The following is a 13,111-nucleotide window of genomic DNA, read 5'->3' as shown; positions in this document are numbered from 1 at the left end:
TTAGTAGTCTAGGCGTTTTATTTCGACTCCAGTCTGTTGCTTAACAGCATCGATAGCATGATGATAGCGACTGAGATAGCCTTTTTCATCTCGTACATCACCTGTATCATCTAGTAAGACAACCTTATCCATCAGATTAAACTCTGCTAATTGGCGCATCAGTTCTTCATGGAACTCGTGTCGCGATGACTCCCATTCCATATTCCGAAAGCCATCATCAATATATTTGGTAATGGGCGGGATGACCAAAATCAAATCCATCTGTTCATCACGAATTATTTTTTGAAACAGCGGTTCCAGCTGAGCCTGATCTTCTTCACTGAGATAGAGTTTAGCATAAACGCGTGTCACGATGGCATCCGTATCCAGAAAAACAATCCCTTGATTGGCAGGTGAATTGATTTCTTTAGAGTTGACATCATATTGCCCCGTAATTAAACGGGCATAGTCAGACATTTCAAGCTCGTCATCATTTATATTTGAATACTCTTCATAGCTTCTTGCATACTCTTCTGAAAATGGGGCATTGATTGATCTGGCTAGCCGCCTAACAAGGGTTGATTTACCCGTAGAGGCAGATCCCATCAAGGTCACGACTTTGGAGAACTGACGACGAAAGACACGGTTAATATCCTGCCAGTAGGCTTGAGGATTTTCACGAATCATCGTAGCTGAAATTTGGATATCATGTCGATCGGCTATCTCAACAGTATAAGTATTGCCATCATCTAGCGGGAAGCGTTTATATAGCTCAGTCACATATTCTGCTTCCCCAACATAAAAAGTGACCTCTAAATTTTCAGATTCAGTATTGGCTTGAATTAACCCAAATAAGCGATTTGTCCAGTCATCCCAGCCATGTGGCATTTCAGGAATCCCATTTTCATCGAGCTTGACAACCTTTATGGCTGCCTCATCATTAAAGGCCTCACGTAAATAGCGAAATCTTTTGTCCAAATGGAGGCCGATTTTAGAGCCACGATCACCATCATATCCTGATACAATCAGTAACACACCTTCATTAAGTGCTGATGTTTTATAAATTTGTTGCTGATGTCCAGTATGCAAGGGCGCAAATGTGCCAAAGTATACGCCAATTTTTTTTCCTGATAATTTACCTTTTGAAATATTATTTGTCTGCATCATTTACCCTATTTCTATCTTTTCACAGTTAGTCTAGCTTTTATCGCGACAGTTAAACAATCACTTATACGGTCCGTTTTTTAATTGATTTCAGAAAGGCAATTACACTTGGTAATAATGTTACCACGATGATACTCATGATGATAGCAGAGAAGTGTTTCTTGACAAACGGAATGTTACCAAATAAGTAACCTGAACCAGTCGCAATCAAGGACCAAGATAGGGCTGCTATAAAGGCACGCTTCACAAATTCTCTGATTGGAAATTGACTGATTCCTGCAACAAATGGCACAAATGTCCGAATAATTGGGATATATCTGCCTAAAATAATGGCGATTGACCCATTTTTCTCGAAATATTGCTCAGCTTCATCAATATGTTTTCTCTTGATCAGTTTACTGAAGAAATGATGTTCAATCAACTTATTACCAACTGTATGCCCAATTAAAAAATTACAGACATCTCCGAAGAAAGCAGCAAAGAAAAATAAGAATAGGAAGATGACCACATTAAAGCCCATTTTAGGATTAGCGGCTAATGCACCAGCTGCAAAAAGTAAGCTATCTCCTGGTAAAAACGGCATCACGATAGCAGCCGTTTCAACAAATATCACGAGAAACAAGATGAGATAGGTCCATCCGCCTACTGATTGTGCCATGCTATAAATATAGTCATCAATATGTAAAATAAAGTTTATCATGATCCTTTTCTTTCCAATTCACGTCTGGTCTAATCCGTCTAGACCTCATATTTTTCGATTTATTACTAAATAAAGTTACTCATTAAATTATAACATAAGTCATCCAGGCTTGAGTGACTTAGCCAGATTTAAGTAGGGCAAATAAGAAAAAAGCATTGAAAATCTAGTCTCAATACTTGCTTATCGGCTAGGCTCTAACAGTCTTTGCCACACCATTTTCTTCATATAAATTAATCAGTCCTGACCCATTTTTACGAATCATATCACCTGGTTCAACACGCGCAGGCACTGTCATCGTAAGTAACTCCATCGGGTTGGGGGCACGATCAATGCGCTCACCTTCCTCATTACGTAAGTTATCAACAGTTGCCGTGAAATGGCGGAAGCCTGGTCCATAAAACTCGATTTCATCTCCAGTTGTGATCACGTTTCTCTGACGTACCGTTGCCGTCATCGTTGTCTCATCAAAGGCCACGACTTCGCCAACAAATTTATACTGGGGAATCTTTCTGCGAGCGCCAAATAGTTGCTCGTTTTCACTCGGTGTTTGATAGTAAAAGCCAGTTGCAAGTTCACGCTGGGCAACTTTCCAAAGTTCATCTACTAAGGCCGGTTTGATGGCATGAAATGCTTCAGGGCTTTCTAAATAAGCATCTACTGCTCTTTTATAGACATTACTGACCGTTGAGACATAATGAATCGACTTCATGCGGCCCTCGATTTTAAAGGAATCAACCCCATTCTCGATCAGATCTGGCACGTGCTCGATCATGCTCATATCCACAGCACTCATCGAGAAATCTTCAGGAATTTCACCCTGGACAGACCGGCGTTCTGCACCATATGGCATATCATAAAGGTCATATTTCCAACGACATGATTGTGAACAACCGCCACGGTTAGCATCACGTTTGCTCATGTAATTTGATAAAACACAGCGACCAGAATAAGAAATACACATAGCGCCATGAACAAAGGCTTCGATTTCAACATCTGTATGCTTGCGAATTTCAGCTAACTCAGCCATGGAAACTTCACGTGCCAAAACAACGCGTTCTAGCCCTAGTTTTTTCCAAAATTCTAAAGTTTCATAGTTAGTTGCACTGGCTTGGGTCGACAGATGGATTGGCAGGCCAGGTGCTTCACTTGCTGCTATAGCGATCAAAGCTGGGTCACTGACGATAACTGCCGCAATGCCGATATCACGTAATGTACGGAACCACTCACCAGCCCCTGCTTCATTGCCTTCGTGGGTGACCATATTAGCCGCGACATAGACTTTAGCGCCGTGGGCTTTGGCAAAGGCAATGCCTTCACGCATTTCGTCAAAGCTGAAATTACCAGCTCTAGAACGCAAACCATAGGCATCGCCTCCGATATAAACTGCATCAGCACCGTAGCTAATCGCTACTTTTAATTTTTCTAAGGTCCCTGCAGGTGCTAGTACTTCAGGACGTTTCAAGGGTGTTTGTTTCACTTTAATTCTCCTATTTTCAAGATAAGATGAGTAAGTTGAAAAGACCTCTAAACGAGACCAAAACTGTTACTTTAACTTAAATAGTATACCATAATTAAGTAACTCTTGTCTTTAGTCCATATAAGGAGAGCTAATGAGTTGCGATTTTTCATGACCTTATTATCCAAAAAAAATCGCAACTCATCTCCTTTGCGATTTTTTAACTTTTAAATTGTATCATAATCCGGTACATTTATAACGTGTATGCAGGCCGCTATAGCTGTCACTGAATTTCATCGGGATCCAAATCATAAAATCCATGGCCTAGTGTCCGCTCAGCTGGATGTAAATTGCGGATGGCCTCATCAAAGGCAAAGCCTTGAGCTGCTGTAAACTGACCTGACATAATCAAGTTTTTTGCTTGCACAAACAGTTCAGCAATTTTCACAAAGTTATCTCCCGGTGTATAAATCCCGTCTAGTTTCCAATGTGTGTAGTCTAAAGCAGTTAATTCACCCAGCTCAGTCATCAAGTTAACATCATCAGAGGCAAAAATATGCGTGCCGTGACTATCTTCATAGATAGAATAATGCGTCTCTTCTTGCTTTGGTTCGCTTAAAAATAAATTTCTATCCCGTGTTTTTTCTTCATCGGTCTTGATAAAATGATAATAATTTTCTAGTAATGGGCGTTTAGACTGATGAATAATCGTTGCACCATAGACTAAAATTTCGCCAAATACAGTCAAATTATCTGACAGGGCAACAAGCTCTTCCTTTGGTAGCTCACGAGATAAAACAGCACCTATGGCCCCTTGTTCTCCCCAGAAATTTACCTGACGACTACTGGTTACCATCGTCGACGCATCATAAATATAGGGTAGCTTGTACCCGTCACGATCAAGCACAAAAATAACGCCCGTATCGCCGACTGTCAGCTGGTCTACCTTAATTTCCTGAAGAAAATCTAAATACGGCTTAATCGTAGCCATTTTATCTGGATGCATAATGGCATTAACAGCTACCGTCACTTTAGCACCAGCCGCATGTGCTAACTCAGTCAATTCACGCAATTCATCCTGGGTAAATTCATGTGGCAATCTAAGTCCATAGGTCTCCTCACCAATATATAAGGTATCTATACCGATTGCGAGTAAGGCCTTAGCCTGTTCAATACTGTCAACTGTAGCAGTAATCATTATTTTCTTTGTCATGCTTTTCATTATACCAAATAAATAGCGCTTTAATCTTATCTCATTGTAATTGATGTTGCGACGCTCACTATCATGTTTGACCATTTTCACCTCCTTGTAACATTAACGTAATATAGTAATTTGATTGTAAGATTTAGATTAAGCTAATCGTGCTATGATTTAAAGGTAGTGCAGAGGAGACAGTATGGAAGCCCCTAGATTTGATGAAGAGTTTAATAATTGGCAATTACCAACGCGTCAATATACGCAGGAAGAAAAGATGGCTGAACATATAAAAACAGCTGATAGAATTAAAGAAATAGCCTTCTTTTCAAATATTGCCACATTTTCAGTCTTTATCGTCATCGGATGCTCTGTATTGATGGCAGTGATGCCAAGTTTCCTAGCAGTTATCATTTCGATTGTCTTATCCTTTACCATGTTGACAGTACTAAAAAAAGCAATCAAAACATGCTTACGTATGATTAAAAAATAAGCCTTCTGGCTTATTTTTTTGTTTTTTTTTCAAAAAAAAAGACCCCTCAAAGGGATCTTTCAGCTCAATTAGTTAACAAAGTCTAAAAGTGCTAGGAAGCTTTCAGCTTCAAGTGATGCGCCACCAACAAGGGCACCATCAACGTTTTCTTTGCTCATGTATTCAGCAACGTTTTCAGGTTTAACAGAACCACCGTATTGGATACGAACTGCGTCTGAAACTGTTTTACCGTAAAGTTTTTCAACTGTGTTACGGACAACACCACATGTTTCGTCAGCTGTATTTGCATCAGCTGATTTACCAGTACCGATTGCCCAGATTGGTTCATAAGCAATAACAAGATTTGATACTTGTTCAGGTGTAAGATCTTTCAATGCTGCAGTGATTTGGCTTTCAACCCATTGTGCTGTTTGACCAGCTTCATAAGTTTCAAGTGTTTCACCGCAACAGATGATTGGTGTCACACCATTTGCAATGATTGCTTTTGCTTTTTTGTTGATATCTTCGTCAGTTTCGTGGAAGTATTCACGACGTTCAGAATGACCAATGATGATATATTTGATACCAAGATCAGCAATAGCAGCTGGTGAATTTTCACCAGTGAAGGCACCAGCATTTTCAAAATAGGCGTTTTGAGCAGCAACTTCGATCACATCACCGTTTAAAATTTCTGCAAGTGGTGCAAGAAATAATGCAGGGCTACCGATAACAGTCTCTACAAGATCAGCAGATGGTGCTTTTCCTTTTACTGCTTCAGCAAAAGCTTTCGCTTCAGCTAAAGTTTTATTCATTTTCCAGTTACCAGCAATAATTGGTTTACGTGACATGAGTCCACCTCTATAAGTTTTTTATTTGGCGGTAGAACGGATTGCCCTACCTACCATGCACTCCTATTTTATCACAAAATGGTAAAATATTCACAATAAAATTACTGTAACGGCTTTTATTTCCAACAAAAAAAGCGTGTAACCGTTTACTTTTACATCCTCATTTTTAGTGGTGTCTCTTAGGACTAGTTGGTCATCTGATATGCCAAGAACAAACTGACTAGATGTCACTTTTAGCTTAAACATGTTAAAATATGAATAGTTGATCCATCTGTCAACTGGTCTTGCTTTGACGAAAAGCGACTCTTCCCCTAAAGCAAGGCATTATTATCTAATAGAAAAGCGAGATAGATATGTCATTCGGTACCTTTTTAAATTTAGTTGAGATTAAGACGAAACTCGCCAGTTTCTTCCCTTTTATAATCGGTGTCTTGTTCTCCATTAGCTATTTTGACCAGATACACTGGATCAATACCTTGATTTTTTTCTGTGGCATGCTTAGTTTTGACATGGCGACCACAGCCATTAACAACTATATGGACTTCAAAAAAGCCAAATCTGATATTTATAAGTATGAGGAAAATATCATCGGTCAACTTGACCTGTCTTTAGGTCTAGTTAGGCGACTTATTTTTGCCATGATTGGCTTTACTTTAGTTACTGGTTTCTACCTAACGACTCAAGCTGGCTGGTTATTCATGCTAATTGGTGGCATGTGTTGCTTTATCGGTATTTTTTATACCTATGGGCCAATCCCTTTATCAAGAATGCCTTTAGGCGAGTTATTCAGTGGCTTTACCATGGGACTGGGGATTTTCTTATTAGTTCTTTGTGTGAATGTCACAAACAAGCCACCATTCTATTTGCAAGTCAATTTCAAAACTGGTCTGTTTCATCTAGATGGGAATATCTGGTCGATCGCTGCCGTTATACTTGCAGCCTTACCGCTTGTTACCTCAATCGCTAACGTCATGCTAGCCAATAATTTGCGAGATCTGGACTTAGATATCCAGAATCATCGCTACACCTTAATCTATTATATCAATCGTCCCGTTGGTATTAAGCTGTTTAAGGCCTTAGCCTTGCTGGGCTATCTAACGATTATTGTTGGTCTCATTAGCGGGATCTATCACTGGCCGGTTTTAATCACCTTTGTGTCACTGCCACTTGTCTGGAAAAATAACCAAGACTTCCAAAGCGCGCTACCCCATCCTAGAAGTTTTGGCTATGCCATCAAGAATTTAGTTGTCTTTAATGCATGCTATGGGTTGGGTCTCTTACTTAGTATCCTCATTTACCGATGACCTAATACTAATACCTTAAAGCACCTAACTTAAGGCACTTATAAAAATAAACGATTAAAAAACCAGTTATCAGGCCGATAGCTGGTTTTTAGATGCTAGTTTAGTCGTCATCTGTCGTGATTAACTGATGTCCTATAAAGCGATTATACTGGCCTCAAGTGCCTTAACTAAGCTCCTATCTTTAAGGCCTGTTACTGCTGTAATCACTGTCTGTAGCGGTTCTGTCGCAAGCCTATTTTGTAGCTCGACGGCTTGTTCATCGGTCGCATCCTTATACTTGAAGAGTTTAGCTGCTGTCGACAAGTGACTGGCAAATGATAGGTTGCGGTCATTTAATTCTCTAATTGGTCTGATGAACCGTTCATTGTAACCCAATTTTCGGATTGGCGTCCTTGCAACTCGGCTGATATCATCCGATAAATGCGGATTAACAAAACGGCCACGGATTTTTTCGTGATAGGCAAGGAGTTCTGCTTCGTCGAACAACTCCCATTTTGCAAGTAAGAGATTTCGGGTCTCTTTTTGCGTATTGACAAGCGCTGTCATCACGCGCGCATCTTGAAGTGCAGTATCAATGGTCTTATAGCCATAGTAAGCCCCATGATAAGCAACTGTCGCATGACCTGTATTGACAGAAAATAATTTGCGTTCGATAAACGGTTCAAGCTCCCTAGCATAATGAACACCTTTTAGATGAATCACCGTATTTTTGAGTTGACTTTCATCAATGACCCACTCACTAAATGGTTCTACAACAACGAACAAAGGATCGACATGTGTTTGACCAGGTACGATCCGGTCAACCGCAGCATTAGGAAAACCAACGTAGGTATCAACATAGGCTATATCAGCCTCAGTCAAAAATGATATTACTTTAGTCTTTAGAAAGTCCGACCCACCTATCATGTTTTCACAAGCAATAAAATCGATTGGCGCGATGATTTTACCTACTCTTCTTGCTTGAATCCCCTTTGCAATCAGCTCAGCGATGAATGGCAAGATATTCGGACCGATCGCTGTCGTGACAATATGGGCATCTTTAATTGCCTGAACCACTGCTTCAGGATCTTTACTATTATTAATACCAGATACATGATGAATTGGGATACGTGTTGCAGCATCTTCTGCTAGTTCGATTTCATAACTACCACGGGCATTCAAAGCATCGATGACTGTTTCATTGACATCTACAAATGTCACGGCAAACTCATTTTCATGAAGCACTTCCCCTATAAACCCTCGTCCGATATTCCCTGCACCAAAATGTACTGCTTTTTTCATCTTATTTCCTTTCAAATTACGATGGTTTATCTTGAAACACGGTGGCTTAATCGCATCATGCCTGATAAGCTATCTATTTTGCTAAAAAACGACTGACTATGGTGCTTATACGTCAACCGAGTTCAACAAGTCTGCTATTTCATCTGCTGTTTGCGCATCTGCAAGTTTGACAACATTATCAACATCTGCACAGAAGATTGAAATTTTTTGAATCAATGCTAAATGCTCATTTCCGACACCTGCTATACCAAAGAGGACTGTCGCAAGTTTAGGCTCTGCATCATCTCCAAAGTTCACACCACGAGGGACTTGAACGATGGTAATCCCTGTTTTAAGGACTTCTTTTTTAGCCGCATCTGTACCATGTGGAATCGCAATAAAATTCCCCATATAAACAGATAACGCTTGATTGCGTTCCAGCATTGCTGGCAGATAATCAGCGGTAACATAGCCACCAGCTAGGAGTTGCTCTCCACAAAAGACGATTGCTTCCTCTTTTGTTGTAAATGCCTGTCCTAGTTGAATCAATTTTTTTTGAATATCCATTTTTCCACCTCTATCATTGTCTTACGTCCTTATGCTTTCATTGTAATCGCTTCCCAAAACGCTGTAAATAAAAGCCTTGTCACATTTTTTTGTGACAAGGCTTAACGCTTATTTATCATATTTGGCAAAACTATCGTTAATGATTTTGCTCAGTAACTCATAGATGATATCAAAATTTCCTGAGCTATAAATGACCGTATAGAGGGTATTCTCGATGATAGAACTAGAAATCTTACCTAATATATACGTATAAACGTCATCTACTGTTTGTGGTGCTGTCAGAAATAAGACACGGTTGGCTGACATCACTTGCTTGTCCATCCCCATCACGTCAATTGGCTGACTTAGTTCAAAAATTTTAAACTCAGGGCGTTTGACACGAGCAGAAACACCATGAATCAGGGCAAGATTCGTTTCGGGAATACCAAATGACGTGCGCTTAAACCGTTCCAACAATTCCCAGTCGATCAGATTGTCTTCCTGCATCAGCTCGTAAAGGGTTGCATCAAAATCACTTGAATTATCAAGTTTAGATAAGCTAAAATTTTGTAAGATGACCTGACTTTTGACAAAGAAGTCTTGAAAATCAAGGGTGTTTTCTGCTGGCACTTCAGAAAAATCTCTAGGCTTGCTTTGATTTCTGATCAAGCGAATATCATGCGTCATCTCCGATAGATTAGATAGGGCGAGATTGGCAGCAATTTTTATCAGCTTGCCACCTACCTGATAGCTGTCATCCAACGCTTCAGTAGTGAAAACAATATCAAAATAAGCAAACATATCAGTCTCTAGCTGGCTGACTTGTACGATTTTGATTGACCTGATAAAGGGAAATTGTGTTTGAAGCTTACGCGCCAAAAACGCCATAGACACGCGTCCCCGACTGGTTACCAGAAGTGCATTCATCGGAAATACACGATTTGAACTTTCTAGCGTTGCCACAAAATGTAGGGTTACCAAAGCAATTTCTTGATTGGCAAACCTTTTCTCAAAGACAGTGACTAAGGTTTCACCGACAATCTGAAATAGGCTGGACTGCTCATCTTGAATACGAGATATCAGCTCATTTTTTTCATCAGAAAAAAGTTGCGGCACTGTAAAACTACTCCTTAGGTGGGTATTAAGTATGGCAAAAATTTTATCATCCAGACTAAAATTCAAACCACTTTTACTACCAACATCTGCTATCAGTTGTCGGACCTTATATGAAAAACTAGTATCATATTTTTCATTGAACAGAAAATTCCCACCTTTATCGAAATGCAACACATCAGCCATATTAGCTAAATAAATAATCTCAGGTAGATTAAGCCTTGCCTCATCCAAGTTTTGTACAATCCGTGTTACCAAGTCTAGGGCATCCTTTGACGGATGAAAATGATAATGATTCTCGATTAACCGTCCCTGGCTGATCCTTTCCAGTGTCACGATGAAAAATAGGCGTAGCACGCCTTGTGTTCGATCAGAAATTTGTGTCAATTTTGAGCGTTGAAAGGCTTGTGTGGTACGTTCAAAATTGGCTTGATCAAAGAGCTGGGCTATTTTATTATTGGCATAAATGTGTACATTAAACTTAAAAATATCACTTGTAGATAAGTTACTGACTAGACTCGACACCAGTAAGGTTCGCTTACTATATTCACTTGCAATAACAGCTAGTCCGCCTTCACGAACAAGACCTGCGCCAGTAAAGGCAAGATTATCTTCAATGACCCGAATATCGTTTGTAGCCGTTGGCTGGCTGATTGCAAACTTATCCATGAATGTCGTGAGTTTGCCTTGTTCAAAAATTAACAGAATTAATTCCATAAAATGGCGTTCTGTCTGACTAAATGCGTCAACAACTTGTCGATTGATTAAATGTGATAGATCACCTACCAACTGATAAAAATTATCTTTTTTTATCAAGTTTACTTGATATCTTGGTAAAAATTGTTGTAAATTCTGTAAATCGCGGTAAAGTGTCCGCCGACTCACACCAACCACATCAAGAAGTTCAGTAATACTAACTTTTCCTTTCTTGACGATTGCATTAATAATTTCTTGTTCACGTTTTGTGACTAACATACTAACTCCTTGAATGGTTAAGCAATCGCGCAATAAAACGATTGAGCGGTAAGGCTTTGTTCTCCTCCCTTGCTCGATAAAAACCCGCATTAGCGGGTTCCTATCAAATCACTCATCTTAGCGGGAATCGTGATTTTTCTCAGAAAGCTCACCAAACCCTTATCACTTCTTCATTCTCGCCACCATTTTATCATACTCATGTGTGGTGATCAAACTATCTACACTCAGATATTGGGCATTGGGTGCATAGTGTTTGGCCTTATCTAAATTACCCTGGGTGACAACAACAACGATATTGGCTGCATTATAGGCTGATAATGCCAAGAATTCAACATCTGAAACAGGAATTTTCACACCATTATTCTTGAAGATGGCGTTAATCGTTTCCTTACCCATGGTCGCACTACCAATGGCTGTCGCATCGTGTGCAAAGACAACTTCATCAATCAAATTCAAGTCAATTTCATTTGTGACGTCATCTTGGGCAGCTACAACTTGATCAGCTGTCTGACTACCAGTTAGACTAGTAATGATTGCTTCATATTTAGGTGAATTTAAGAAGTTGGATACGGCAACTCGTGTTGAACTTGGTGCCATTTGTGCTGCACGTGGCGCAAGTTCTTCTTGTGTCACAACGAGTGTATCAGCCGCATCCGTTAGATTAGCGATCGCGCGATTTGTCACATCAATCGTAAGACCTGCTTTTTTGACCTTATCGCGCAAGATAGAAGCACCCATCGCTGATGAGCCCATACCCGCATCACAGGCAAAGATGATGTGTTTAATATGAGTTGCAACAATCGCTGTATCAGTTGCAACTTGAGTTTGTCCTTTGGCAACCGCTTTATTTGAAGCAAGTTCTGCTTGAGCTGCCTCAAGTGTTGAGTCATCAACCATTGATTTATCATTTTTAAGTATTAACGCTGAGACAAAGAAAGAGACAACTGCGGCTGAAATAACACCTGCAAGAACGGCCGCAAAGCTACCAATCCCTTTTGGTGTCATCGATAGAATCGCAATGATTGACCCCGGAGAAGCTGGTGCTTTAAGGCCACTGCCTAACATGTTATTTACGAAAGTACCAGTCACACCACCAGCCATAACTGCACCAAATAAAGCTGGTTTCATCATGACATAAGGGAAGTAAATTTCGTGAATCCCACCGATAAAGTGGATGATAATCGCACCAGGTGCAGTTGCTTTTGCAGATCCTTTACCAAAGAACCAGAAAGCGAGTAGCACACCAAGACCAGGACCAGGATTCGCTTCTAGTAAGAAGAGTAGAGATTTACCTGTTTTCAAGACTTGTTCAGTCCCAAGCGGTGTTAAGATCCCATGGTTAATGGCATTATTCAGGAAGAGAATTTTTGCAGGTTCAATAAATAGGTTAGCCAGTGGGATTAAATGATTTGAAATGAGAAAATCAACCCCATGTGCCATTACTTTTGTCAAGGCTTCAATGATTGGTCCAACAACTTTATTGGCAATCAGTGCCATGGCAAACCCGATCAAACCAGCTGAAAAGTTGTTAACCAGCATTTCAAGTCCTGCCTTGACTTTAGGCTGTGCCCAAGCATCAAATTTCTTGATTACCCAAGCACCAAGTGGTCCTAAAATCATAGCTGCTAAAATCATTGGGACATCTGTCCCTCTACTTGCGACGGCATCTTTAAAGCCACTTACAAAGTTAGTACTTGATGGATCCATACCTGAAACAGTATTTAAAAATGGAATTGATCCTTGAGTCGCAACGATTGCACCCATTGTTGCAATCGCACCAACGACACCACCACGATGGTCATAGACATTTTTACCACCCGTATACCCGATCATAATCGGAATCAGATAGGCAAGCATTGGCCCAACTAGCAAGGCAAATTGTGGATTAGGTAACCACCCATCTCCAATAAATAAAGTTGTGATAACCCCCCATGCAATTAAGATAGGAATATTAGGCATCACCATGCTTGACAAAGCAGATCCGATACGTTGTACCGCTACTTTTAAGCTAAATTTAGCTTTTTCTTCGTTCATATTATTCTCCTTGTGAACATTTTTTTCAGGATAGCTTGTCCATCATGCTTATGAATAAAAAATAC

The 13,111-nt window shown here is 40.0% G+C and carries 11 protein-coding genes; 2 read left to right on the top strand and 9 right to left on the bottom strand.

Annotation, left to right across the window (positions count from 1 at the left end):
* From RU86_RS02450 to RU86_RS02435, 4 genes are all read right to left on the bottom strand, one after another.
* Entirely contained in the window at nucleotides 1-1,143 is a 1,143-nt protein-coding gene (locus RU86_RS02450) for a nicotinamide-nucleotide adenylyltransferase (protein ID WP_096813950.1), read from the bottom strand.
* Between the two features lie 64 nt (nucleotides 1,144-1,207).
* Complete coding sequence (locus RU86_RS02445) at nucleotides 1,208-1,843, bottom strand: VTT domain-containing protein (RefSeq protein WP_096813894.1); 636 nt, start codon at nucleotides 1,841-1,843, stop codon at nucleotides 1,208-1,210.
* A 187-nt stretch (nucleotides 1,844-2,030) separates the two neighbouring features.
* Complete coding sequence (locus RU86_RS02440) at nucleotides 2,031-3,320, bottom strand: peptidase U32 family protein (protein WP_245810457.1); 1,290 nt, start codon at nucleotides 3,318-3,320, stop codon at nucleotides 2,031-2,033.
* 262 nt (nucleotides 3,321-3,582) lie between these two features.
* Nucleotides 3,583-4,512, bottom strand: coding sequence for a peptidase U32 family protein (locus RU86_RS02435; protein ID WP_096813948.1), 930 nt, complete (start codon nucleotides 4,510-4,512; stop codon nucleotides 3,583-3,585).
* Nucleotides 4,513-4,696: 184 nt separating this feature from the next.
* On the opposite strand from RU86_RS02435, the gene RU86_RS02430 reads away from it, so the two are divergent.
* On the top strand, nucleotides 4,697-4,987 hold the full coding sequence (locus tag RU86_RS02430) for a DUF3270 family protein (RefSeq protein WP_096813893.1): 291 nt from the start codon (nucleotides 4,697-4,699) through the stop codon (nucleotides 4,985-4,987).
* Between the two features lie 68 nt (nucleotides 4,988-5,055).
* On the opposite strand, the gene tpiA is transcribed toward RU86_RS02430, so the two are convergent.
* Nucleotides 5,056-5,814 (bottom strand): triose-phosphate isomerase, encoded by a 759-nt coding sequence (tpiA, locus tag RU86_RS02425; RefSeq protein ID WP_096813892.1) that lies wholly within the window; start codon nucleotides 5,812-5,814, stop codon nucleotides 5,056-5,058.
* 353 nt (nucleotides 5,815-6,167) lie between these two features.
* Here tpiA and menA point away from each other — a divergent pair, with 353 nt between their 5' ends.
* Nucleotides 6,168-7,118: a 1,4-dihydroxy-2-naphthoate polyprenyltransferase gene (gene menA, locus RU86_RS02420; protein ID WP_096813891.1), complete on the top strand. Its 951-nt coding sequence runs from the start codon at nucleotides 6,168-6,170 to the stop codon at nucleotides 7,116-7,118.
* 132 nt (nucleotides 7,119-7,250) lie between these two features.
* On the opposite strand, the gene RU86_RS02415 is transcribed toward menA, so the two are convergent.
* From RU86_RS02415 to RU86_RS02400, 4 genes are all read right to left on the bottom strand, one after another.
* Entirely contained in the window at nucleotides 7,251-8,399 is a 1,149-nt protein-coding gene (locus RU86_RS02415) for a mannitol-1-phosphate 5-dehydrogenase (protein ID WP_096813890.1), read from the bottom strand.
* Between the two features lie 105 nt (nucleotides 8,400-8,504).
* On the bottom strand, nucleotides 8,505-8,945 hold the full coding sequence (locus tag RU86_RS02410) for a PTS mannitol transporter subunit IIA (protein WP_096813889.1): 441 nt from the start codon (nucleotides 8,943-8,945) through the stop codon (nucleotides 8,505-8,507).
* A gap of 108 nt (nucleotides 8,946-9,053) precedes the next feature.
* Nucleotides 9,054-11,012, bottom strand: coding sequence for a BglG family transcription antiterminator (locus RU86_RS02405; protein ID WP_179296178.1), 1,959 nt, complete (start codon nucleotides 11,010-11,012; stop codon nucleotides 9,054-9,056).
* A 162-nt stretch (nucleotides 11,013-11,174) separates the two neighbouring features.
* Nucleotides 11,175-13,046 (bottom strand): PTS mannitol transporter subunit IIBC, encoded by a 1,872-nt coding sequence (locus tag RU86_RS02400; RefSeq protein WP_096813886.1) that lies wholly within the window; start codon nucleotides 13,044-13,046, stop codon nucleotides 11,175-11,177.
* Nucleotides 13,047-13,111 lie beyond the last annotated feature (65 nt).

It is taken from the genome of Pseudolactococcus piscium (genome assembly GCF_002441695.1).
Taxonomy (GTDB): Bacteria; Bacillota; Bacilli; order Lactobacillales; family Streptococcaceae; genus Pseudolactococcus; species Pseudolactococcus piscium.
This window is presented reverse-complemented; position numbering and strand designations above follow the sequence as displayed.

Coding starts and splice junctions, on each gene's coding strand:
- RU86_RS02410 (WP_096813889.1), bottom strand. CDS start 8,945: ATGGATATTCAAAAAAAATTGATTCAACTAGGACAGGCATTTACAACA.
- RU86_RS02445 (WP_096813894.1), bottom strand. CDS start 1,843: ATGATAAACTTTATTTTACATATTGATGACTATATTTATAGCATGGCA.
- RU86_RS02450 (WP_096813950.1), bottom strand. CDS start 1,143: ATGCAGACAAATAATATTTCAAAAGGTAAATTATCAGGAAAAAAAATT.
- RU86_RS02415 (WP_096813890.1), bottom strand. CDS start 8,399: ATGAAAAAAGCAGTACATTTTGGTGCAGGGAATATCGGACGAGGGTTT.
- tpiA (WP_096813892.1), bottom strand. CDS start 5,814: ATGTCACGTAAACCAATTATTGCTGGTAACTGGAAAATGAATAAAACT.
- RU86_RS02435 (WP_096813948.1), bottom strand. CDS start 4,512: ATGACAAAGAAAATAATGATTACTGCTACAGTTGACAGTATTGAACAG.
- RU86_RS02400 (WP_096813886.1), bottom strand. CDS start 13,046: ATGAACGAAGAAAAAGCTAAATTTAGCTTAAAAGTAGCGGTACAACGT.
- RU86_RS02430 (WP_096813893.1), top strand. CDS start 4,697: ATGGAAGCCCCTAGATTTGATGAAGAGTTTAATAATTGGCAATTACCA.
- menA (WP_096813891.1), top strand. CDS start 6,168: ATGTCATTCGGTACCTTTTTAAATTTAGTTGAGATTAAGACGAAACTC.
- RU86_RS02405 (WP_179296178.1), bottom strand. CDS start 11,012: ATGTTAGTCACAAAACGTGAACAAGAAATTATTAATGCAATCGTCAAG.